Annotated in this window: 18 protein-coding genes and 1 tRNA gene; 7 read left to right on the top strand and 12 right to left on the bottom strand. The window is 44.4% G+C overall.

Features of this window, described 5'->3' with window-relative positions:
* The 4 genes from ACFGVS_RS25280 (at window position 1) to ACFGVS_RS25265 (ending at window position 6,627) form a co-directional block, all read left to right on the top strand.
* Entirely contained in the window at window positions 1-1,479 is a 1,479-nt protein-coding gene (locus ACFGVS_RS25280) for a RagB/SusD family nutrient uptake outer membrane protein (protein ID WP_090651840.1), read from the top strand.
* Window positions 1,480-1,493: 14 nt separating this feature from the next.
* Window positions 1,494-2,582, top strand: a complete 1,089-nt coding sequence (locus tag ACFGVS_RS25275) for a SusE domain-containing protein (protein WP_274209745.1) — start codon at window positions 1,494-1,496, stop codon at window positions 2,580-2,582.
* Between the two features lie 175 nt (window positions 2,583-2,757).
* Window positions 2,758-5,211 (top strand): glycoside hydrolase family 31 protein, encoded by a 2,454-nt coding sequence (locus ACFGVS_RS25270; RefSeq protein WP_439696037.1) that lies wholly within the window; start codon window positions 2,758-2,760, stop codon window positions 5,209-5,211.
* Window positions 5,212-5,253: 42 nt separating this feature from the next.
* Window positions 5,254-6,627: an alpha-amylase family glycosyl hydrolase gene (locus tag ACFGVS_RS25265; protein WP_439696036.1), complete on the top strand. Its 1,374-nt coding sequence runs from the start codon at window positions 5,254-5,256 to the stop codon at window positions 6,625-6,627.
* A gap of 144 nt (window positions 6,628-6,771) precedes the next feature.
* Here the strand turns inward: ACFGVS_RS25265 and ACFGVS_RS25260 are convergent, their stop codons facing one another.
* A complete protein-coding gene (locus ACFGVS_RS25260; protein WP_439696035.1) occupies window positions 6,772-7,524 on the bottom strand; it encodes an SDR family NAD(P)-dependent oxidoreductase in 753 nt (250 codons plus the stop codon).
* A gap of 125 nt (window positions 7,525-7,649) precedes the next feature.
* On the opposite strand from ACFGVS_RS25260, the gene ACFGVS_RS25255 reads away from it, so the two are divergent.
* Window positions 7,650-8,006 carry a winged helix-turn-helix transcriptional regulator gene (locus ACFGVS_RS25255; RefSeq protein WP_439696034.1) on the top strand — a complete coding sequence of 119 codons (357 nt, stop codon included), beginning with the start codon at window positions 7,650-7,652 and terminating at the stop codon, window positions 8,004-8,006.
* A 164-nt stretch (window positions 8,007-8,170) separates the two neighbouring features.
* Here ACFGVS_RS25255 and ACFGVS_RS25250 read toward each other — a convergent pair whose 3' ends face one another.
* The 5 genes from ACFGVS_RS25250 to ACFGVS_RS25230 all read right to left on the bottom strand — a co-directional run bounded on the left by ACFGVS_RS25250 (window position 8,171) and on the right by ACFGVS_RS25230 (window position 11,860).
* Window positions 8,171-8,641, bottom strand: coding sequence for an OsmC family protein (locus tag ACFGVS_RS25250; protein WP_439696033.1), 471 nt, complete (start codon window positions 8,639-8,641; stop codon window positions 8,171-8,173).
* A gap of 40 nt (window positions 8,642-8,681) precedes the next feature.
* Window positions 8,682-9,689: an aldo/keto reductase gene (locus ACFGVS_RS25245; RefSeq protein ID WP_439696032.1), complete on the bottom strand. Its 1,008-nt coding sequence runs from the start codon at window positions 9,687-9,689 to the stop codon at window positions 8,682-8,684.
* Between the two features lie 278 nt (window positions 9,690-9,967).
* Entirely contained in the window at window positions 9,968-10,552 is a 585-nt protein-coding gene (locus ACFGVS_RS25240) for a 50S ribosomal protein L25/general stress protein Ctc (RefSeq protein WP_090651834.1), read from the bottom strand.
* Between the two features lie 116 nt (window positions 10,553-10,668).
* Window positions 10,669-11,613, bottom strand: coding sequence for a ribose-phosphate pyrophosphokinase (locus tag ACFGVS_RS25235; protein ID WP_090651833.1), 945 nt, complete (start codon window positions 11,611-11,613; stop codon window positions 10,669-10,671).
* A 176-nt stretch (window positions 11,614-11,789) separates the two neighbouring features.
* Window positions 11,790-11,860: transfer RNA gene (locus tag ACFGVS_RS25230), tRNA-Gln, on the bottom strand.
* 212 nt (window positions 11,861-12,072) lie between these two features.
* On the opposite strand from ACFGVS_RS25230, the gene ACFGVS_RS25225 reads away from it, so the two are divergent.
* On the top strand, window positions 12,073-15,210 hold the full coding sequence (locus ACFGVS_RS25225; protein WP_439696031.1) for a DUF2723 domain-containing protein: 3,138 nt from the start codon (window positions 12,073-12,075) through the stop codon (window positions 15,208-15,210).
* Window positions 15,211-15,591: 381 nt separating this feature from the next.
* Here ACFGVS_RS25225 and ACFGVS_RS25220 read toward each other — a convergent pair whose 3' ends face one another.
* The 5 genes from ACFGVS_RS25220 to ACFGVS_RS25200 form a co-directional block, all read right to left on the bottom strand.
* On the bottom strand, window positions 15,592-16,545 hold the full coding sequence (locus tag ACFGVS_RS25220; protein WP_090651831.1) for an acetyl-CoA carboxylase carboxyltransferase subunit alpha: 954 nt from the start codon (window positions 16,543-16,545) through the stop codon (window positions 15,592-15,594).
* Window positions 16,546-16,593: 48 nt separating this feature from the next.
* On the bottom strand, window positions 16,594-17,094 hold the full coding sequence (locus tag ACFGVS_RS25215; RefSeq protein ID WP_090651830.1) for a hypothetical protein: 501 nt from the start codon (window positions 17,092-17,094) through the stop codon (window positions 16,594-16,596).
* Between the two features lie 261 nt (window positions 17,095-17,355).
* Window positions 17,356-17,826, bottom strand: a complete 471-nt coding sequence (locus ACFGVS_RS25210; RefSeq protein WP_255369890.1) for a RidA family protein — start codon at window positions 17,824-17,826, stop codon at window positions 17,356-17,358.
* Window positions 17,827-17,921: 95 nt separating this feature from the next.
* The gene (locus ACFGVS_RS25205) at window positions 17,922-18,482 is read right to left on the bottom strand and encodes a Crp/Fnr family transcriptional regulator (RefSeq protein ID WP_090651829.1); all 561 of its coding nucleotides are present in this window, start codon (window positions 18,480-18,482) and stop codon (window positions 17,922-17,924) included.
* 199 nt (window positions 18,483-18,681) lie between these two features.
* Window positions 18,682-20,439 (bottom strand): family 43 glycosylhydrolase, encoded by a 1,758-nt coding sequence (locus ACFGVS_RS25200; RefSeq protein WP_439696030.1) that lies wholly within the window; start codon window positions 20,437-20,439, stop codon window positions 18,682-18,684.
* A 319-nt stretch (window positions 20,440-20,758) separates the two neighbouring features.
* Here ACFGVS_RS25200 and ACFGVS_RS25195 point away from each other — a divergent pair, with 319 nt between their 5' ends.
* Window positions 20,759-22,843, top strand: coding sequence for a beta-galactosidase (locus ACFGVS_RS25195; protein WP_439696029.1), 2,085 nt, complete (start codon window positions 20,759-20,761; stop codon window positions 22,841-22,843).
* 291 nt (window positions 22,844-23,134) lie between these two features.
* Here ACFGVS_RS25195 and ACFGVS_RS25190 read toward each other — a convergent pair whose 3' ends face one another.
* On the bottom strand, window positions 23,135-24,847 hold the full coding sequence (locus tag ACFGVS_RS25190) for a HAMP domain-containing sensor histidine kinase (protein WP_274209756.1): 1,713 nt from the start codon (window positions 24,845-24,847) through the stop codon (window positions 23,135-23,137).
* Window positions 24,848-24,849: the final 2 nt, after the last annotated feature.

The raw sequence follows: 24,849 nt of genomic DNA, 5'->3' as shown, positions 1-24,849 counted from the left end.
ATGAAAAAAATATTAATCAGTATTTGTATTATTAGCCTTGCTGCAAGCTGTACCAAGGTTAATGAGCATGTGTATGACAAATATACGGCTGACCAGTTTTATTCAACCGCGGCGGGTGCCGATGATGCTTTGGCCAATGTGTACTCAAAAATTACCGGCAGCTGGGGCTCAAACTATGCAGGCCGCGATAATTGCTGGTACGATTTAAATAGCTTCTCATCAGATGAGCAGGTAATACCTCACCGTAACACCGGCGATTGGCAGCTTGACTTTGCCCAACTGTATACCCGTACCGAATTGCCAAACCTGGGCATCATCAATAATACCTGGAACTGGGCTTACTCTACAATTTACAGCGCCAACCTGGCCATTGCCCAGCTTACATCGGCCAAAGCCGATCCGGCAAAAATTGCCGAGGCCAAAGTGATGCGTGCCTGGATCTATTACCTGTTGATAGATGATTTTGGTGATGTGCCGTTTTATACCGACAACAATACCAACGTTTCAAAAATACCGCAGGCAAAACGTGCCGATGTTTACAATTTTGTGGTAAACGAGCTTAAAGCCAATGTTGATTTACTTTCTGAAACACGTGGCGGCGCCTATTACGGCCGTTTTAACAAGTGGGCAGGTTACATGGTATTGGCCAAGGTTTACTTAAATGCCCAGGTTTATACCGGCACCCCACATTGGGCCGAAGCTTTGGCAGCAGCCAACAAAGTAGCATCGGGTGGTTTTACATTACATGCCGCCGGTGCAAGCACAACGGCACCACTTGGTAATACCTATTACGACCTTTTTGGCGATGTATGCCCCAACGACGAAACCATTTTTGCCTTATACATTACGCAAAATGTTATCAGTGGTAACATTTACACCATCCGGAGCTTAAACAGCCCCAATGGCGTGGCCCTTATAGGCTTTGCCGGCTGGAATGGTACCATTATCCCATCAGAGTATTATGATAAGTTTGATAATGCCGACGTACGTAAAAAACAATTCCTGGTTGGCGCACAGGCCGGCGGTATTACTTATACCAAAGAGGTATCGTCGCTAATTGATCCGGGTGCGGGCCCTAATGAAGGTATCCGTGACGATAAATTCTTCCCCGTAAAACCATCTGACGGCAGCGGCGAATCAAACGATTTCCCGGTTTACCGTTATGCCGATGTACTGCTGATGCAGGCCGAGTGTAATGTACGCTTAGGCAATGTTACAGCCGCAGCCCCATTCCTGAACCAGGTAAGGGAGCGTGCCGGCCTTAGCGATATTGCAGCACCTACGTTAGATAACATTTACGATGAGCGTGGATTTGAATTGAACATGGAAGGCCACCGCAGGCAGGACATGATCAGGTTTGGCAAGTTTTTGCTACCGCACGGTTTTGTTCAAACTACACCTGCTTACAGGATGCTGTTCCCGATACCGACAGAAGCACTTAACGCCAATACCACGTTGAAACAAAATCCAGGTTATTAATTATTCATAAAGTGATGAAAAAAATAATCAACTTAACATTTGCAGCAATGGCCTTCATGACCGTTGCCTGCCATAAGCAGGCGGAGTTGACCACGCTGAAACCGGTTGCCTTTACGGGTAACATGACGGCCTCAACAACTACAGTCACCCTGTCTGCTACTACCGACGATCAGTCGGTAATTACCTTTACCTGGCCTGCGGTAGTTTACCCTTACAAATCGCACGTAACCTACACCCTGCAGGCCGATTTGCCTGCCGATACCGTAGGCGCAACCGCCTGGCAAAACGCTACATCGGTATTAATTGGAACCGATGTGCTAACCAAAACTTACAAAGGCAGCGATTTAAACACACTGGCCCTCGCATTGGGCGTTACGCCAAATGAAGTGGGTAAAATGGTGTTCAGGATGCAGGCGTACCAGGATAGGAATACTTATTCAAAAGCGGTAACATTAACTATCAGCCCGTATAAAATTATCCTGCCGCCAAGCAACAATTACCCGGTATTATACCTTCCGGGCGATTACCAGGGATGGTCGCCGGGCACCGCTGGCACAGTAGCGGCATCGGTACCTAACATTTACGAAGGCTACATTTATGAGCCTGCAGGTGGCAGCTATCACTTTAAGTTTACCAGCGCTCCCGATTGGAACCACATTAACTACGGCGATGGCGGCCCGGGCTTATTGACCACTGATGGCACCAAAGGCGATTTGGTTTTGCCTGGCCCGGGTGTTTATGAACTGGTTGCCAACCCGCAAACCCTTACCTGGTCATACACCCTGGTTACCTGGGGTATAATTGGCGATGCCACACCAGGCGGCTGGAGCACGGATACCCAAATGACGTACGACCCGGCTAAACAAGTGTGGACGGTTACTGCCAATATGGTTGCAAGCGGATCGTTCAAATTCAGGGCTAATAACCAGTGGGCTATTGATTTTGGCATCACAGCAGATGGCAAAATTCAATACGCCGATAACCCTGCATTACCGTACAACGGCTCGTTAGGCAACTTAACTGTACCGTCAAATGGTAATTATACCATTACGCTGGATTTGCATGATCCAAATAATTACAACTTTAAGTTAAAGAAAAATTAACCGGTAAGGCAGCGCGTTTGCTGCCTTACATCATACCTTTTTTTAATATACTTTGAGTATGTTAACGGATTTTACAAGTGTGCATTAGTTGATTTTCAGGAGTAACCGGGTTTGCCGGGCTCCTGATTTTTACTGCCAGTTACCTTCCGATAACAATTCATCACCCCTTTTATACATGAAATTTATTACGATCACACTTTTACTTGCCTGCGTTTTAAACTTGCCGTGTGTTATGGCGCAATCGCCGGTAGTAACGCCCGGAAATATCGAAACCGTTACCATTGGGCAACAGGAAGTTTCTTTAAAAACAACCAATGCTTACGGCAGCATATCTGTTTACAGCCCATCCATCATTCGGGTGCGGTTGGATAAAAAGGTATTGGGCGACGATTTTTCGTACGCTGTAGTTGGCAAAGCGCATGCTGTAAAAGTGCAGATCAGCCAAACAGATAATGAGATTGATATCAGCACCGATTCGTTAAAAGCGGTAATCCAAAAGAAACCTTTCAGCATAACATTCTATACAATTGATGGCAGGATAATTAACCAGGACGAACCCGGTTTAACCACGTCATGGGTAAACGATGCGGTAATTACCTATAAAAAAATGCAGGATGATGAGCATTTTGTAGGCCTTGGCGAAAAAACCGGCAACCTTGACCGCAGGGGCAACGCCTACACCAACTGGAACTCGGATGTATATGGCTACAGTACCATGGCCGATCCGCTTTACTCCACCATCCCTTTTTATGCCGGCATTCACCATGGCTTAAACTATGGTATTTTTATGGATAACACCTACCAAAGCGATTTTAACTTTGGCGCCAGTAATAACCGCTTCTCATCATTCGGCGCGCACGGTGGCGAAATGAACTACTACTTTATCTACCATAAAAAAATGGCAGATATTATTGCCTCCTACACCTGGCTTACCGGCCGCATGCCTTTGCCCCCAAAATGGGCTTTAGGCTACCAGCAAAACCGTTACAGCTATTACCCCGAAGCCGAGGTAATGCGCATAGCCCAAACCCTGCGCGAAAAGCGAATCCCTGCTGATGGTATTACTTTAGATATTCATTACATGGACAGGTACCAACTATTCACCTGGAACAAAAGCCGTTTCCCTGATCCTGTAAAAATGACCGATGCGCTTAACAAAATGAACCTGAAGCTTACCGTTATTGTAGATCCGGGGATTAAAGTTGAAAAAGGCGCCCCCGCTTATGAAAGCGGCCTGAAACAGGATGTATATATCAAATACCCCGATGGTACACCATACACCGGCCAGGTTTGGCCGGGCTGGTGCAACTTTACCGATTTTACCAGCGATAAAGGCCGCGCATGGTGGCGTAACCAGGTCGATTTCTTCGCAAAATCGGGCGTGAGCGGTATCTGGAATGATATGAACGAAATATCTACCTGGGGCCAAAAAATGCCCGATAATGTTCTGTTTGATTATGACGGCCACCCAACTACCCATTTACAGGCGCATAACGTGTATGGATTAGAAATGGTACGTTCAAGCTACGAAGGCGCGCTCGAACATTTTAAAGAGCGCCCGTTTATTTTAAGCCGTTCGGGATATGCAGGTTTGCAGCGCTACTCGGCCATTTGGACAGGCGATAACCGTGCCGAGGAAGACCACATGTTGTTGGGCGTACGTTTAATGAACAGCCTTGGCCTAAGCGGCGTATCGTTTACGGGGATGGATATTGGCGGCTTTACCGGCAATCCCACCACGTCCTTATATACCCGCTGGATTGAGCTTGGCGCATTTATCCCCTACTATCGTAACCACACGGCCTTGAATAGCCGCGCTGCCGAGCCCTGGGCTTTTGGCGAGGATGTGCTGGACATTGCACGAAACTACATCAGCTTACGCTACCAGTTAATGCCTTATTTATACTCCAGCTTTTATGAGTCGACGCAAAACGGTTTACCTGTAATGCGCTCGTTGGCTATCAACTATACTTTTGACCCGAAAGTAATGGACGCCACCTTCCAAAACCAGTACGAGTTTGGTAACGGCTTTATGGTTGCCCCTTTTGAAAGCACCGCGGCTTTTGGCAAAGTATATTTTCCCGAAGGCAGCTGGTATGATCTTTATACCGGTGCCGCGCAAAAAGGCGCACAGGAGGTAACTATCCCGCTAACGGTTAGCAAACTGCCGGTTTACATAAAAGGCGGCAGCATTATCCCCATGCAGTCGCTTACCCAATCAACTGCCGAATTGCCTACCGATACGCTCGCCGTGCATGTATATAAGGGCAGCAAAGCCAATCATTTTGTGTATTACGAAGATGATGGCAAAAGCTTCAGCTACCAGAAAGGTGATTTTTATAAACGTACCATCAGTTTTGATCCCTATAAAAAAACCATCACATTTGATAAAGCAGAAGGGAGCTTTAAAACCAATTTTAAATACATCAGGCTGGTGCTGCACGGCTTTGAACAATCAACAGCAGTTAAAGCAGGCAACAGCAATTTAAAGTTACAGGATAGCAGCATCGCGTTTTTAGGTGCCGCAGCAAATACCGACCCGCAAGGGAGCATAAACAGGCCCGATAGCAGCCCTGTTAAAACGGTAACCATCAGTAATGCCCCAAATAACATCCAGATAAATTATTAAAAAGGAAGTGTGAGTATGATCATGAGTAACAAAAAAAACCAGATGAACAGTTTAATTCTATTTATAATGCTAATAGGCTCGCTACTGGGCTGCGGCAAAAAATCGCCAACGACAGATGACGGCGGCACTACCCCACCCCCAACCAATACCGACCCTGCCCAATACGGCACCCCTTTTACCGGCGTACCCGCAACCAAAGATATTGTGATGTATGAGGTGAATTTAAAAACTTACTCGCCGGTTGGCCTGAGCAGTGCCATGGCTCGTTTAGATTCTATCAAAGCGCTCGGCGTTAACGTGGTATGGCTAATGCCAACCTACCCGGTAGGCGTTTTGAAAGCTTCAGGATCACCCTATGCGGTTAAGGATTACACGGCTGTAAACGCCGATTTCGGCACGCTGGATGACTTGCGGGCTTATGTTGCCAAAGCACATACGCTGGGCATAGCCGTTATATTGGATTGGGTAGCAAACCACACCTCATGGGATAATGCATGGATCCAGAATAAAGACTGGTACCAGCAGGATGCATCGGGCAATATCATTATTCCGCCAGGCACAAACTACGCTGATGTTGCCGCGCTAAATTACAACAACGCCAGCATGCGTGCCTCCATGATTAAGGCCATGAAATACTGGGTGTACACAGCCAATATCGATGGCTACCGCTGCGATTTTGCCGATAATATCCCTAATGATTTCTGGGTACAGGCAATAGATACTTTAAACAAAATTACCACCCATAAGCTGATATATTTAGCCGAGGGCACCAAAGGCCCCGAAATAAGCGCGGGTTTCCAGATGAATTTTGCCTTCAGCTATTACGGTACGCTTAAAAACGTATTTGCAGGTACATCCAGCCCATCGGCCCTATACTCAACAAACACTGCCGAAAAAGCTTCGTTACCGGCCAATGGTATTAAATTAAGGTATATTACCAACCATGATAATGCATCGTCAGATGGCAGCACCATCAGCGAGTATAAAGGCAAGCAGGGTGCGCTGGCCGCGTTTGTTTTGGCGGCCTATATGGATGGTGTGCCATTAATATACAGCAGCCAGGAAGTTGGCTATCCAAATTCCATCAACTTTTTTAACAATGTACCGGTTGATTATACCGCCAACCCGGATATGATTGCCGAATACAAAAAGATTATAGCCTTCCGCCAGGCGCACGAGGCTGTTAAAACAGGAACATTAACCGCTTATAACGATAATGATATTGTATCCTTCGAGAAAAAGACGGCAGCGGATGATGTATTGGTACTGGTAAATTCAAAAAACAGCAGCGTTACCTACGCCGTTCCGGCAGCCCTCCAAGGTACCACCTGGACCAACGGCTTCACCAAAGCAAATATCACGTTAGGTACCCAGCTTACTATTCAGCCTTACCAATACCTGGCGCTAAAAAAATAGTTTCTTGTTTACTTTTTATATCAAAGGGGCAGCTTGGTCTCTGGTCCCTTTTGGGTTTGTAAATCACCGCGCGATGCGGTGATTTACTTTTTAAGCGCAATTTGTTCCGCTTATCTGGCCTGAAACCTAACCGTTTTTCTTGCATTACAACAACCCACCGGCAACGGTAATTCTTTCACCTGTTACCCAACCTGCATCGTCAGAAGCTAGGAATACTGCAACTTTTGCAATATCTTCCGGCCGACCCGTGCGGCCCAGCGGTGTGTTGGCCACCATTTGTTTCTCCAAATCGCCGCCAATTATACCGGCACTGCGTGTTCCTTCTGTTTCGGTAACGCCGGGGGCAATGGTATTTACCCGTATTTTCCGTCCGCCCAGTTCTTTGGCCAATAGCTTTGTCATCGTATCAATGGCAGATTTTGCCGCGCAATACACCACCAGGCCGGGCATGGGATTTTGGCTTACTGTCGAGCTGATGTTTATAATACTACCACCCTCCTCACCAAACAGGGCTACCGCGCTTTGGGTGCACAACAAATTACCCAGCACATGCGTGTTATATTGTGCATGAAAACTATCTTCGGTAACGGCCTCTAAGGGCTCAAAAGTAAAAACGCCGGCATTATTTACCACGATATCCAGCCTGTCAAACGCTGTTTTTGTTTCGGCAAACAACCTTTTCACATCTGCCGATAGTGTTATGTTACCCTGAACAGCGATGGCAGCGCCACCATCTTTTGTTATTTCATCAACTACTTTATCTGCGTCCACCTTCGCCGATGCATAATTGACCACAACTTTTGCACCTGCTTTTGCAAATGCTTTTGCAATTCCGGCACCAATTCCTTTTGATGCACCTGTAACCACCGCAACTTTATCTTTTAACTTTAAGTCCATTTTATTGCTTTTAATGAGCTGCAATACTAATATATTTGTATATTTTTGGCAAGTATGTACTTATTTGTATGTTATATACCAAAAAGTATGTATAATTGATTATCAATATTTTATATAAAATAAAAATGAAAAATAAACGCGAAATCCCTGAGCAAATCCAGAATTGTGGCGTTGAATATGCGTTTAAACGCATCGGCGGAAAATATAAGGCGAGGATTTTATGGTATTTACACTCAAAAACTGTACTGCGCTACGGCGAGCTAACCCGTACTTTGCCCGATATTACCACCAAAATGCTTACCCAGACTTTAAGGGAATTGGAAGACGATAAATTAATAACACGGAAAATGTATCACGAAGTGCCACCCAAAGTAGAATATTCGGTGAGCGAGACAGGGCGGGAATTAATCCCGTTTATAGAGCATTTACACAATTGGGGTAAAAAACAATTGCAAAGTGAATTATTAGCAAACAAGGAATAAACAACAGGAATATACAACAAAAGCTTGTCAAAAAAAGTGAGCCTGGCATAATTGCCGGACCCTGGTACTTCAATCCATTACGCCGGGAATCGAAATATTACTCCATCTTTTTATTTATTACACAGGTAGGAGCTTTTTCATTAAGAAGCCAAACGCAATTTACCTTAGTCCGCCACCCTATACTCCGCATGATGCAAAACCGGGAATTTTACCGAGTTGGCTATGAAGCATAATTTGTTAGCCTCGTGGTGCAGTTCATCCGCCCTGGTCTGCATAGCGGCTTCTTTAAGGGTGATCACCGGCTTTAATATTACTTCGGTAAAATAACCGCCGCCGTCGCTGGTTTCAACCATCGTACCTTCTGCCCTATCTTCATACGCGGTTACCACCACGCCCGCCACCGAACACAAGTGCAGGTACCACAGCATGTGGCAGGCAGCTACTGATGCAAGCAACAGATCTTCGGGACTATAACGGGATTTATCCCCCCTGAAACTTGGATCTGAGGAGCCTGAAATATCCTGCTTACCATCAATGCTGATGGTGTGGCCACGTTCATATGACCTATAATCTTTAGTACCGGCACCGGTATTACCTGTCCAGGTGATGGTGGTTTTATAGTGATGATCTTTCATGATCTAATATCACCATAAAAATAAACACCCCTAAATAAAATTACAGATTGGTCATTTTTAAAGATGCTTCATAGTAACGCTGACCGGTATCTGGATATTTTTTTAACAGCGTGTCTATCTCCTGTAAATCCACAGCTGATAAATTCACATCAACAGCTCCTGCGTTTTCCTGCAGGTATTTGCGTTTTTTGGTGCCGGGGATAGGGATAATATCATCGCCCTGTGCCAGCACCCAACCTAAGGCTAATTGTGCAGGTGCAACATTTTTTTGTTGTGCCAGGACAGCAAATTCACGGGCCAGTTTTTGGTTATTGTCCCAGTTGTCCTCGTTAAAACGTGGCAATGTTTTACGGAAATCGCCGTCGGCAAGTCCTTCTTTATTTAAGGTATTGGTTACCAGGCCACGCGATAGCGGGCTATAAGGCACTAATGAAATATTTAGCTCGCGTAATACCGGCAGTATTTCGTTCTCTACATCGCGGGTAAGTAATGAATACTCGCTTTGCAGGGCAGCAATAGGATGCACGGCGTGTGCTTTACGGATGCTTGCAGCCGATGCTTCTGATAAACCAAGGTAACGAACCTTGCCTTCCTTAACTAATTCGGCCATAGCTCCCACCATTTCCTCCACAGGCACATTGGGATCGATGCGATGCGCGTAGTATAGATCGATGGTATCGATATTTAGTCGTTTGAGACTTTGCTCAACCGCAGTTTTCATATAAGCGGGCGAGGCATCAAAATAAACATTGGCGGTGCCGCTACCCGCATAAGGGGCGTTGACATCCCTCACCCTGAAACCAAATTTGGTGGCTATAAATACTTTATCGCGGTTTTGCTTCAGTACTTTGGCTATCAGTTCTTCGTTTTTGCCGTTGGCATACATATCCGCAGTATCCCAAAAGTTAATGCCGAGGTCGAGCGCCAGGTTAAGTGTAGCTAATGATTCGTCGTTATCTATCGGGCCATAGGCGAAACTCATGCCCATACAGCCTAAGCCAATGGCAGATAGTTTTTCGCCGGTATTCCCTAAATTTCTGTATTTCATAGGTATTATGTTTTTGTTGATACAAATTTAAACAACCTGCAAAGCGATGCGGTTATAAGTATCAAACTAAATATTACAAAATTCAAACAGCTAACGCTAAGTCAAAAGTATTTAGTTGCAAGTCTCAAGTCATTTTCGCTTGTTGCTTACTTCCGACTCAAACCACCAATCAACCACAACAAGGCGTTTAAAAACCTTGCTTTTGCCAAAAATTCTTGACCCAAAAAAAACGCGACCAGGCAAAGCCCGATCGCGTTTTTTTTACCAGGGGGTAAAAATTATTTTTTACCTGAAGCAGCTTCCTGCTCAGCCTGACGTAATGCACGTGAAGTAGTTACAGATACGATAGTATCTTCCTGTGCATTGGTAATAGTTAAGTTTGGCAATTTAATTTCGGCCACTTTTACTGATTTACCAACTTCCAAAGCTGCAATGCTTACTTCAATAGCATCTAAATGATCTTTAGGTAATGCTTTGATGCGCAGTTTTCTTAGTTTTTGAACTAATTTACCACCCACTTTAACACCTGGCGAAGTTCCGGTTAATTTAACAGGGATCTCGATAGTGATAGGCTTTTTCTCGTCAAGCAATAAAAAGTCTACGTGGATAATTTGTTCAGTTAAAGGGTGAAACTGCAAATCTTTAATAATAGCCTGTGATTTAACACCAGCAACGTCAAGATCGATGAAATGAACAACCGGAGTGTAAACTACGGCTCTCAAATCAGCTGCGGACACTGAAAAGTGGGTTTGGGTTGGCCCACCGTAAAGTACTGCAGGCACTAAGCCTTGGTAACGCAGTTCTTTAGCGTCTCTTTTCCCTACGTTCTCTCTTGGAGAACCGCTAATAGCAATTGATTTCATTTGTTTTTATTTTATTTATTATTTATTAAGTCCATGGTCGATAGTCAATAGACCATGGATTTGTTTTAATGCGTGTTCCCTCTGCAATAGACTATTGACCATCAGCTATGGACTAATTAGTCTACCCTAAACAACTGGCTTATCGAGCCGTGTTCATTTACATTGCTTATAGCTTTTGCAAACAATTCGGCAGTTGATAGTACTTTTATTTTAGGGCTTTCGTATTTCAATGGTATGGTGTCGGTAACTATCAGTTCGGTTAATACCGAGTTTTCGATAGTTTCGTAAGCTTTACCAGATAATACGGGATGTGTACAAACCGCGCGTACGCTGCGTGCACCACGTTCCATAATTAAGCCTGCTGCTTTGGCCAGCGTGCCGGCTGTATCGCAAATATCATCAATCAATACAATGTCCTGGTCGGTTACGTCGCCAATCAATGTCATCGATTCAATCTCATTGGCACGTTTACGACGTTTATCGCAAATTACAACCTCGGCATTAAAAAATTTAGCAAAGCTGCGCGCCCTGTATGAGCCGCCCATATCTGGTGATGCAATGGTTAAATTACCAAGACCAAGGCTTTTAATGTACGGCACAAAAATGATAGAGGCATCCAGGTGATCAACCGGAACATCAAAAAATCCCTGTATCTGCGCTGCGTGCAAATCCATGGTCATGATGCGGTTAATACCGGCTGCCACCAATAAATTGGCTACCAGTTTTGCGCTTATAGCTACGCGGGGTTTATCTTTCCTGTCCTGGCGCGCCAAACCAAAATACGGGATAACGGCGTTTACATAATGTGACGATGCACGGCGGGCGGCATCAATCATCATCAGCAATTCCATCAGGTTATCAGTAGGCTGGTGGGTACTTTGTATCAGGAATACATCGCATCCCCTTACAGTTTCATTAAAATGTGGTTGAAATTCGCCATCACTAAAACGTGAAAGTACTACATCGCCCAATTCGCGGCCATAGGCTTCAGCAATTTTTTGCGCCAGCGCTTTTGAGCCCGAACCTGCAAATAATTTAACCGGATTAAATTGTAATGGCATTTTTTTGAATTTTGAATTTCGGATGTCTGATTTCGGATTTGGTTAATTTTCAATTGCTTATCAAGCTAAAATAAAATAAACCAGGCCGTTAACAACCCCCTAAAATACAATTCGGACCTCGATTTTCTAAAACGGAATAAATCCGAAATCAAAAATTCGAAATCCGAAATTTCTTGTTGCCCGACCAGGATTCGAACCTAGACAAACGGTACCAAAAACCGTCGTACTACCATTATACTATCAGGCAATCTCCCTGGATGTTTTACTCTCCGAAAAGGAATGCAAATATAAGACGATTTTTTAACTCTCAAAACAGAATTTGAAAAAAGTATTTACAAGCCTGTTTTACAGCTAAAAACGATTAAAAAGAGTTAAGGTAAGCCGTTTGGTTTCGGCATCATAATAGTTTTTTGCTAATTTCGGCTCAATTAAGCCTTTTGATATACGAAAGTACCTGACATGAACTACACTAAGATCAACAATATTTTTGGCTGGATAGCCGGTATTATCGCTACCATTACCTATATTCTAACACTTGAACCATCGGCCAGCTTTTGGGATTGTGGCGAATTTATAGCCTGTATCTTCCGCATGCAGGTAGCTCATCAACCGGGAGCGCCTTTGTTTACCATGATAGGTAAAGTATTTACACTGTTATCTATGGGCGATAATACCAGGGTTGCCTACTGGGCCAATATGGCCTCGGCATTGGCCAGCGGCGCAACTATCCTGTTTTTATTCTGGACGGTTACTGCGCTTGCTAAAAAAATACTGGTAAAAAAAGCCGAAGATATTAATATCGCCAGCCTGATTATCATTATAGGTTCTGGTTTGGTTGGTGCTTTGGCCTATGCTTGGTCAGATACGTTTTGGTTTTCGGCAGTTGAATCTGAAGTTTACGCGCAATCATCTTTATGTACAGCCATCGTTTTTTGGGCTATACTAAAATGGGATGCCCATGCTGATGAACCCAACGCCAACCGCTGGATTGTTTTTATTGCCTACATCATGGGCTTATCAATAGGCATCCACCTGTTAAACCTGCTGGTAATACCGGCAATAGCTTTAGTAATCTATTTCCGCAAGGCAAAAGCCATAACCGCCCAGGGCACGCTACTGGCATTTTTTGCGGGTGTGGTATCGGTAGCTTTTGTGTTATGGGGCGTTATCCAGTTTACAGTTAAAGGCGCGGCCTTCTCCGATCTGCTTTTTGTAAACACCCTGGGTATGGGCTTCGGCAGCGGTGCTATTGCTTTTTTTGTATTATTGATAGGCACCATTGCTTTTGGCATTTATTATACTATTAAACAATCGCAGCTTGCCATTATAGCTTCGGCGGTATGTTTTATATTGGCGCTGGGTATTAGTACCGGCATTATTGGTGCAGTTATTGGCATAGGTATTTTGGCCTTGTTGGAGTACGTGATTAAAATTCGTGAAAAGCGTTTTGCCCTCAATAGCTTTTTTGTGTGCCTGTTGTTTATCCTGTTTGGCTACAGCTCGTTTGTGATGATAGTAGTGCGCGCGAAGGCCGACCCGAACCTGAATAACAGCGATCCGCAGGATGCTTTTGCACTCAACAGCTACTTAAACCGCGATCAGTACGGCGATACGCCTTTATTATACGGCCAATTTTTTGACTCGACGCCTACCGAGCAAACCGAAGGCGCTAAAATTTACCGCCGCGGCAAAACACAGTACGAGGTTGCCGGCAAAAAACTAACAACTGTTTATGATCGTAATACCATTTTCCCCCGGATGTTTAGCGACAAGGGAGGCCATGCACAATTTTACCGCGCATGGAGTAAATTGGCCGAAGGCGAAAAACCAACATTTGCTACCAACCTGGGCTTCTTTGGCACCTGGCAGGTTAACCAGATGTATACCCGCTATTTTCTGTGGAATTTTGTTGGCCGTACCAATGACCTTGACGGGCAAACCAGCAACAGCGGTGCCGATGGCAACTGGATAAGCGGCTGGAATTTTAACAAGCCTTTGCCTGCCGAGGTTACCCAAAGCAAAAGCTATAACCGCCTTTACTTTTTACCGTTGATAATTGGCCTGGTGGGCTTATTCTTCCACTTTAAAAACGACCAGCGAAACGCCGGTGTGGTTTTGGTACTATTCTTTTTTACCGGTCTTGCCATTGTACTTTACCTAAACCAGGATCCTTTACAGCCACGTGAACGTGATTATGCCTACGCCGGATCGTTTTACGCTTTTGCAATTTGGATAGGGCTTGGTGTTATGGGCGTAGCCGAGCTTTTAAGGAAGGTAGTTAATGCCAAAACCAGCGGCATTATTGCTACCGTGGTTTGTTTATTAGCCGCTCCCATACTAATGGCCAGCCAGGAGTGGGACGATCATAACCGGTCGACCAAGCTTACACCGCATGATATGGCCTACAACTACCTCAATTCCTGTGCGCCAAATGCTATTTTGTTTACTTATGCCGATAATGATACCTATCCGCTTTGGTATATACAGGAAGTTGAAAATGTAAGGCCAGATGTACGCATTGTCAATTTAAGCTTACTGGGAACCGATTGGTATATCCGTGGCATGAAGCATAAAATGAACCAATCGGAGCCTCTGCCTATTACTATGCCCGACGATAAATTTAAAGCGGGTGTGCGCGATGTGGTTTATTTAAGCGATAAAAACCTGCCAGGCTCAACCGAGTTAAAGGATGTTTTTGATTTTATTACTTCGGATGATAAAGCTACCATGGCCGAGTATGGTAATGGCGATATAGGCAACTACTTGCCAACCAAAAAATTCAAAATAACGGTTAATGCAGACGATGTGGTTAAAACCGGAACAGTGCCTGCCGCCCAAAAGGACCAGATAGCGCCCGAAATGGATTGGACATTTAACGGCAAATACGTAACCAAGGATATTTTGGCTATGATGGATATTTTGGCCCACAATAACTGGAAAAGGCCGATTTACTTTGCTACCACCGTACCCGATGAAAACCTGATAGGCCTTGGCAAATATTTATATAGCGAAGGTTTTGCAAACCGCCTTATGCCATTAAAGGTAGATACTGCAGCAAACGCGGCCGATTTGATTAACACCCCGGTAATGTACCATAACATGATGACACAATACAAATGGGGCAACATGAAAACGGCCAGCTATCTTGATCATGAATCAAACACCATGTTTTACCCGCTGATCTCGAGGTTATACTCCAGCCTGGCCGATAACCTGTTAAAAGAAGGAAAAACCGACCTGGCTAAAAACGCGTTAAAAAAATACGACGAGGTAATGCCGGAGACCATCCCAAATACCGAGATAGCCATCCGCAAATATTACCTGATTGAAACCGCCTATCGCCTGGGCGAAACCCAAATGGCCAACAAACTGGCCAACCTGGTTGATGCTTACGTAACCAACCTTCTGGCTTATAATTTAACACTGTTGCAAAGCGGCGATACCACGCTGGAGAGCCGCGATATCCAATATTCGATGTCGATGCTGAACGGGTTGGTAGAGTTTACCAAAAACTACAAACAACCACAACTGAACGCCAAATTTAACACGCAGTTTAAAGAATATGAGAAGAAATTAGGCATGGGTACGGGGAAATAGAATTAAGAATTTAAACGGGCTGTCATGGTGAGCCCGTCGAACCATAGCGGGCAAAGGCCTCTCCGCGCGAGTCTTCGACAGGCTACCCATGACAAGTTAAAAAACGGAAGTCATCCTTGTAACTTGTTTCAGGATCCCACAGGACAGGTGACCCGCATGAAGTATACTTAGCACGTGGGGTGCTGAAACAAGTTCAGCATGACATTAGGGCGAAATCATTGTCATTCTTCCTTCAGGATTTCGCGAAATTTTACAACTCAGACTGACAGGTCTCCCACCGAATACGTTAAGAATAGACGCTCTTGTAACAAAAAGGGTGATACTAAAAAAAGCGGCAATCGCCGCTTTTTTTAGTATATGGTTATTAAAGTCCGAAAACTATTATTCGTTTACTACACCCATCGAACAGAATTTTTCGATGCGTTCGTTAACCAGTTCGGTAACGTCTTTTTCTTTGAGGATTTTAAGATCTTTTAGCAATTGCTTTTTAAGCGTGGCAGCCATAGCTACGGGATCCTGGTGGGCGCCACCAAGGGGCTCTTTAATAACCCCGTCTATCAGCTTGTTTTTTAGCATTTCTGTAGATGTCAGTTTCAAAACTTCGGCGGCACGTTCTTTATTTTCCCATGTTTTCCAAAGGATGGTTGAGCAGTTCTCCGGCGATATTACCGAATACCAGGAGTTATCCAGCATCATTACTTTATCGCCAATACCTATACCTAATGCGCCGCCTGATGCACCTTCGCCTATAATAACACAGATGATAGGTACTTTAAGTATCGACATTTCTAACAGGTTACGGGCTATGGCTTCACCTTGTCCGCGTTCTTCGGCTTCCAGACCGGGGAATGCTCCGGGGGTGTCAATTAAGGTAACAACCGGCTTGTTGAATTTCTCGGCCATTTTCATCAGCCTCAGAGCCTTCCGGTAGCCTTCGGGGTTAGCCATACCAAAGTTGCGGTACTGGCGCTCTTTGGTGTTACGGCCTTTTTGCTGGCCTATAAACATCACTGTTTGGCCATTTAATGTTCCAAAACCACCAATGATGGCTTTATCATCGCCAACTGTACGGTCGCCGTGCAATTCAATAAAATCATCGCACATCAGCTCAATATATTGCAGGGTATATGGCCTTTCGGGATGGCGGGAAATCTGTACCTTTTGCCAGCCGGTAAGATTGCCGTATATTTCTTTTTTGGTGCTTTCCAATTTGGCTTCCAGCTCTGCAACAGTTGCCGACATATCCAGCTTGTTTTTATCTTCAACCTGCTTCACCTTTTCAATTTGCTGCATCAGCTCGGCAAGGGGTTTTTCAAAATCAAAAGTTATTTTCATACACTTTATTTGGGGCCGCTAAATTAAACAAATCAATCGGCAAATTTATCAATTATGATTTTGCAAAGTTTCCAGCTTTTTTATCTGGGCCGGCGATAGCAGTTTCCAGGTATTGTAGCAGGCAATCAAAATGGCATCCCGCAGTTCGCCGTAGTACAAGCCCGACCGGTTACTATAAAAAATGATGCTGCCTTCGTCGGTTCCTTTGTTAAACAAATCATCCAGTCTCTTTTCGTTGGTAACAATAAATCCCCCCATTTCAATTCGTTTGCGTTTCAGCTCTTTAGCAATAGCTTCAATCTTAGTAATTTGTATGGGGCTAAGGCCTGCCTCCTTTTTAAACTGCATAGCCACATCCGGCATTGGGTAATGGTTCAGCAGTGCCACCGGCGGCATATTATAAATATCATCTCCTTTTAACAATGCGGTATACTGCGCATCAGTTAAAGTTTTAACAGGCGATTTTTTCAAGGTACTATCGGGCGTCTGCGCCGCAATTCCACTATAAATAAACAGGGAAGCTATAAATACAGGTATTGTTTTCAGCATAGGTTGCAGTTTACAAAAAAGCCACAACTATTAGGCCAATAAACTTCCACCTTTCTTAATTTGCGTAATAGTTATGAAATACGATACGCCAAATAATCAAAACGAATCCTACTTAATATCCCTGACCTATGCTGCTTTACCTTCATGCCCAAAGATAGAAGCCTGAAACCTAAATTAATAATTGATTGTAGAAGTTATGCAAACGAAAGACCCATTCCGGCGGGTGAGTCTTCCGTTTCCACTAATCCTCGAACGAATACTTTATTTAACGACAGTTGCTTCCAACTCAACTTTTAAAGTTTCGAATAGGCTTTTCACCTCCAAAAGCGTAAGTGCTTGTTTGACGCCATTCCTGACGGCCCAATCTTGAAAAATCTTAAAATTCGACAAAAGCTCAGAGGTCGATGTCGTATAAATATTTAAGCGGACGATCCCTTCAGGTTTGTACCCTGCCTTGCTGATCACAGTCTCTAAATTCTGCAATGCTTTGGTTAGTTGAGTTTTCATATCGTCATTACTTGATATTCCGTCATCGCTTATAGCGGTTTGTCCCGAAATGTAAAGTGTGCTTTCCACATGTCTTGCTTCAACAGCCTGTACATAACTGCGTTCGTCCTGCCACCCCCAGGGATTGATTATCCTTTTTTCCATCTGTGCATGTTTTGAAGTTTGCGCCCATGCAGGTGCAGTAATTGTTAATAATAGTGTTGCCAGTTTTGCGATCTTTTTCATAATTGCAGTATAAATTTACAGTGCAAAAATCCGGATAACATTCGGGATCAAGCCTTGATATACCTCACCATTATCATGTGAGGTATATCACACTATTAATTAAAACGGCTCAAAGTTTCACGGGATACTCCCAGGAATGCAGCCAGCTGACTTTTCGGCACCCGCTGAACGAGTGAAGGATATTGCTTAAGAAGTTGTTCGTAACGCTGTTTTGCATTAGAGGTTAACAAAGAGACGATGCGCCTTTGTGCACCAAGAAAGCCGAAGTTGGCTTTTTCGAGAAAAAATTTTTCCATCTTTTCCATTCTATCACAAAGATTGCGGTAATTTTCCAGCGTTAAGCACAGTACTTCTGTATCTTCCAGGCATATCAGTGACATGGTCGATAGGGTCTGCGTATAATAGGCCAGAAAATCGCTTTCCCACCAGTCTTCCATAGCAAACGAGACAATATGCTCCTTTGCCGTATCGTCAATATACACCAGCTTTAAAAGCCCGGACAGAATAAAAAAATTGTGTTTTACAGATTCTCCTTCCTGAATAAGAAATTGATGTTTTTTAAATTTTTTAGCGGTGAAATGACTTAATACAAATTCATACTCATCATCGTTGAGTAACACGATCTTTTCTATATGGTTTCTTAGTCTTTGATCCATGCTCCTTTTTTAATGATTTCTATACTAATAAAGATAATTATCTCCACCTTAAAAAACGCGGGGAGTATAAAAAAGGGTTTCCGATGCATACTAAACCCGAATGGTTATTGGGGTCGGCACTCGGCTTTCATTATCTTACCACTCTTCGATTTCATAATATAAAATAAACATTTCACTAAACAAGGAACAGAACGCTTTCTTATTCCACCTTTACCACCTTTGTCCTTGCCGAAATCCCGTTTTCATTAAAGGCCTCTATCTGGAAATAGTAAGGTAAATCCCTATCCATCCCGCTAAAATAAAACTCGTTTTTGCCGTATACCATCATGTTGTTGTACAGTTTATCGGGCGCTATGCCAAAATAGATGGTATAGCCGGTGGCGCTATCATTGGGTTTCCATTTAAGCCAGGAGTTACGGCGCTCGCTGTCGCCACGCAGCACAATCAGGTTTTGAACAGTATCAGGCTTTGCGCCTGCACCCTTACCAAATACCCGGAATCCTGATAGCGCAAACTTTCCGGTAGGCATATGCAGATTAATCATTTTCAGATAACGCGCTTTTGCTGGCGTTTTTAGTCCGATATAATCATGCGGTACATCTTTTTTATTTCGGCTTTTGTCAATTAAAGGTTTCCATGTTTTTCCATCTACCGACGAGTAAACCATATACTGGTGGTAAACGCCCATTGATTTGCCCATAAACGTGGCGTCCTGGTCGGCATAGTTAATTTGCACGGCGTTGATGGTACTGATTTCGCCCAGGTCGGTTTTAAACCACTCGCCTTTGCTGGCAGTTTTGGCGCTCCAGTAAGTCTTGATATCTTCGTCAACCGCGTTATTGGCGTAGTAAGCGCCCAGGGTCGACGATACTTCTACCGGCTTATTATAGTTCAGCAGCATCCAGCCGGTAAAGTTACTTTGCAGGTGGTCTTCGGCGCCGGTGGCCAAATATTGGGGATAATCACCATAGGCGGTGTTGCAATACAGCGTTCCGTCTTTATCAAAACCGGCAGGCCAAAAGCCAATGCGGCGTTCAAAGTTATTTTTTACCGAAATCCCCATGGTGCTGATATGCCAGTAGTTGCCATACTTATCGGCCCAGGTTGCTCCGTGCCCCGCTCCTTTTGCAAAGCCGCCGGGCTTGTACGAGAACGGATTATGTTTTTGATAGGTAAACGGACCAAGTGGCTTATCGCCCACAAAAACGCCATCGCCATAGCCGCTTTGTTCGGTACCGGGCGCACCAAATTGCAGGTAGTATTTGCCGTTATGCTTGTTCATCCACGAGCCTTCAATAAAGGGCAGCAGGAATACATTATCATTATGTTCGCCGAAGCGCTCCCAGCCATGCTTTTCGGGATCCAGCTTAACCATTTCTTTTTTGGGGCCGATGGGTTCAAATGTTTTCCTGTCTATCTCCTGCCCATAAAGCGGCAGGGTATTGCTCGATCCATGATAAATGTAAACCCGGCCATCGTCATCGGCAAACATGCCAGGATCCCAGGCGCCTACTTTAAAATAGTCTTTAGCCGCTTTCCAGTCATCTTTGGTAGGGCTGGTGCTCATCCAAAGGGTAAAATCCTTATTATAGGTCGATCCTATCACCAGCAGGGTATCGCCCAAAACCAACGTGGCGGGTGCGCAAAGTTCATCGCCGGCAACCTGGTTGTAGGGGCGTACAAATTTGCGGTATACAAAATTCCAGTTCAGCATATCATCACTCCACCAGTAGCCAAACTGGTTAGTACTGAACAGGTAGTACTTGCCTTTAAACAAGGTCATGGTTGGGTCGGCAGTAGCGCGGTGTTTGCCCCAGCTTGCAAAACTATCAAAAGGGGTGTAGCCGTAATCGAGGTTAAGCGGGTTGCAGTAGGTTAAACGCTTGGTTTGGGCGGTTGCCTTGTGCAACAAAATGCCAGACAGCAAAATTAATGCTATACGTAAAAATACTTTCATGAGATAATAACTGGTGAAGCAAATATCTGTTTTTTATTTGTGAGTAGTTGGAAAGGTTGTCTGAACCCGGATTAAGCAGATTCATCAGATTTTTTTAGATTTTGATTGGCAAGCGGCAAGCAGAAATCCGGTAATCCGTAAATCCGACAAATCCCGGTTCTGACAAAAAATCGGTAAATCAATCCAAAAATCCGTGCAATCCTAATCAAAACATCCCAAATCTCACTTCCGAAATCCGAAATACCAAACAATGTGTGTTAAATAAACAATTATTACTTAATTTCATGGCGTAAACCAATTTGTACCAAAATCCAGTTTTATGAAAAAGAGATTCCTGCTGCTTTTCATTGTGCAATTATTTTTCGGCACTGCTTCATTTGCGCAATACCCCAAAATGGATAAGCTGCTTTACGGCGTAGCTTATTATGATGAATATATGCCTTACGAGCGCCTTGGCAAAGACGTAAAGATGATGAAGGAAGCGGGCATAAACGTGGTGCGCATTGCCGAAAGTACCTGGAGTACGGTTGAGCCACAAGATGGTGTTTTTGATTTTACCCATATCGACAGGATGCTGGCCGCCATGCAAAAAGGCGGCATCAAAGTGATTGTTGGCACGCCTACCTACGCCATACCTACCTGGATGGCCCGAAAGCATCCCGAAATATTAGCTATTACGCCATCGGGCCAAAACCAATACGGGCCAAGGCAAAATATGGATATTACCAATACCGATTTCAGGATGTATGCCGAGCGGGTGATCCGCAAGATAATGGAGCATGTGAAAGATAATCCCGCAGTTATTGGTTACCAGGTTGATAACGAAACCAAATCATACGGTACATCGGGCCCAAATGTGCAGGCGTTGTTTGTAAAATACATGCAGGCTAAATATAAAACGCTCGATAATATTAACCACATCTTCGGCTTGGATTACTGGAGCAACCGCATTAACGCATGGGAAGATTTCCCATCGATGAACAATACCATCAATGGCAGCTTATCATCTGAATTTGCCAAGTTTCAGCGCCAGGTGGTTACCCAGTACCTCGGCTGGCAGGCAGCCATTGTGCGCGAATACAAACGCCCCGACCAATTTATTACCCAAAACTTCGACCTGGACTGGCGTGGCTCTTCTTTCGGTATCCAGCCCGATGTTGACCATTTTGCGGCTGCCAAGGCCATGGATATTGCAGGGATAGATATTTATCACCCCAGCCAGGATAAGCTTACAGGTGCCGAGATTTCTTTTGGCGGCGATGTTACCCGATCTATGAAGGGTGGTAAAAACTATTTGACAATAGAGACCGAAGCGCAGGGCTTTGCCCAATGGACACCTTACCCAGGACAATTGAGATTACAGGCTTTTAGCCACCTGGCCTCAGGCGCCAATATGGTGGGCTACTGGCCATGGCACTCCATCCATAACTCGATCGAGACCTATTGGAAAGGCCTGCTAAGTCATGATTTTGAGCCGAACCCGGTTTATAACGAAGCTAAAACAATCGGCAAGGATTTTGACCGGCTAAGCCCGAAACTCATCAACCTGAAAAAGAAAAACGATGTAGCCATACTATTCAGCAACGAGGCGCTTACGGGCTTTAAGGCTTTTGGCTTTGGTTGGGGTGTACGCACCGGTTATAATGAAGTATTGCGCCAATTGTACGATGGCTTATACCATATGAACGTAGGCTGCGATTTTGTTGACCCTGCCAGCCTGAACATCGAAAACTACAAGCTACTGATTGTGCCCGTTTTGTATGCCGCACCCGATAGTTTATTACAACGACTTAACCGCTACGTAAAAAATGGCGGGCACATCATCTACACCTTTAAAAGCGGCTTCAGCGACGAAAATGTTAAAGTGCGCACAACCCACCAGCCCGGCATAATTAATGAAGCATTAGGAATTTACTACAGCCAGTTTACCGTGCCCGAAAACGTTGGACTAAAAGGCGACGATTTTAACCTGAAACCCGAAGATAAAAAATTGAATACCTGGATGGAACTCATCACCCCTACCACCGCCAAGGTACTGGCCTATTACGACCACCCGGTTTGGGGCAAATACGCGGCCATTACCGAAAACGCTTATGGCAAAGGCCTGGCAACTTATATTGGCTGCGTTACAACCAGCGCCGTTACCGATAAAATACTGGCCGACGCGGTAAAAAAGGCAGGTCTTTGGGGTACCGATCAGCAGTTGGCTTTCCCTGTAATTACCAAGTACGGCGTAAACCAGGCGGGTAAAACGGTGCATTATTATTTTAATTACTCGGATAAGGAAGTAAACTTTACCTATCCTTATGGGAATGGGAAAGAGTTATTTTCGGGAGCAAGTGTGAGCAGTAATTCTGCTATGCAGTTGGAGCCGTGGGGGATGAAGATTGTGGAGGTGAATTAGAATTGTATTACTTATTGTCATCCTGAGCGGTAAATTTCGCGAGGTTGTGAAGGGGGAGTAAATCGTTCAAAATAAAGATTGTCATCCTTCGTACCTACTCATGAGATGTCCAATTTGCTGTCATCCTGAGGCACGAAGGATCTGTTCTACGCCATGCATAATCCGCCAAAAAGTTTGCGAATGGATGCTTCGTTCCTCAGCATGACAGTCTTTTATTTTTAGACGTCATTTCCACTTCAGAGGTTCGCGAAACTTACCGCTCAGGATTGACAATTTTTTAGTAAAAATACGCTACAGCGCCCTCTTCAATGTAAAGGCAAACCGGCTCCCTGCCCCTATCTCGCTATCAACCATAATATGGCCGCTTTGGGCTTCAATAAAATCTTTGGCAATGGCAAGGCCAAGGCCGGTGCCGGTTTGGTCGGCGGTGGCGTTGGGGACTTTAAAGTAGCGTTCAAATAACCGCGACAGGTATTGCTCTTCTATCCCTTTACCATGATCTTTTACCGAAAATTCGATCTCGTCGTTCTTATGCTTTTTTACGGTTAACTCCACAACTGATTTTTCGTGGCTGTATTTTATGGCGTTTGATAACAGGTTGATAAGTACCCAAGTAGTTTTATCAAGGTCGGCGTGTACCTCGGGCAGGGTATCGTCGCATTTTACTTTAATGTTTACGTGTTTTTGATCGGCAGTAAACTTGATGGCTTTTACCGCATAATCAACAATGTTACGGGGGTGTGTACTGCCAAAGTTAAGCTGTAGTTTACCGGTTTCAACCTGTGCCATATCCAGCAGTTCGCCGGTTATTTGCAGCAGGCGGCGGGCATCATCATCAATATTTTCCAGCAGTTGCCTTTGCTCGGTATTTACATTACCTATGCGGTCGTCCTCAAGCAATTTCAGGCTCATTTTTATGGACGATATGGGCGTTTTCAATTCATGCGATATGGTGGCAATAAAATTGGTTTTGGCTTCATCCAACTGCTGGTACTCGGTAATATTTTTAAGGATAATTACTTTACCTATCACTTTACTTTTGCTGCTCACAGATAATGAATCGCGGCTGTAAAAGCTTTCGCGGTTATCGGCAAAAATCTTTAACCGTGGCTGTTCATTTATAAGCAGGTTGCGCAGCAGGTCGTTCTCCAACGCTATGTCTGGCGCGTACCGGCCGGTAAGCTGTTCGGTGGTCATGCCTATCAGGTTACACGCTACTTCGTTGGCAAATATGATAAACTGCTTTTCGTCTAAACCAATAATAGCATCGTGCATGGTATTAATAATAGTCTCTATCCGTTTTTTCTCAAACAGGATGCTGGCCAGGTTACTGTTCTCGTACTCATCCAGTTTCCGGGTCATATTATTAAAAGCCTGCCCTAATTCGCCAAACTCATCATCGGAGTGAAAGTCTATCTGCTGGTGGTAATTACGATTTGATACCTCTTTTATCCTTGCTGTTAATTCTTTTAAAGGATCGGCTATATAACCCGGAAAATTTACCGCAAAAGTGAACGCGATAGTAAACAATAAAAAAGCACTGACGGCCACCAGCACATTTGCCCTGCTTGCCGTATCAGTGGCGATGGCATTTTTTCGAGAAATTGCATCCATATTCAGGTGCATGATACCATAAATAAGCCGGCGGGCATGGCTCCTTAAAGGCAATTGCGCTGCTATATTGTTATTATGCTGCTTTATCTGCGTGTAAACAAGCGTCAACGAATCTGTTAATTCCTGCTCGCCCTTTTCTGTAACATTATGTTGCTGCAGTTTAAGGTTATTGTCGATAACCGCAATTTGTTTTGGCGAAAGCGCCTTATCATTCGCATCGATAGCATCCTGCATGTTTTGGGTAAACTGCAGGGTTTTATAATTATCCTTAAGTATTGCCCCGGCATCGGCCGACAGGCGGTTAAGGAAGTAAACAGATAATCCGCAACAGGTGAGCGCCAGTACAAACAAGAAACCGATGCCTGTACGGAGTTTATTTTTAATAGTCATGG

Origin of the sequence: Mucilaginibacter sediminis (assembly GCF_051903035.1) — a bacterium.
Taxonomy (GTDB): domain Bacteria; phylum Bacteroidota; class Bacteroidia; order Sphingobacteriales; family Sphingobacteriaceae; genus Mucilaginibacter.
The sequence above is the reverse complement of the archived record's forward strand: the minus strand, read 5'-3'. Positions and strand labels throughout refer to the sequence as shown.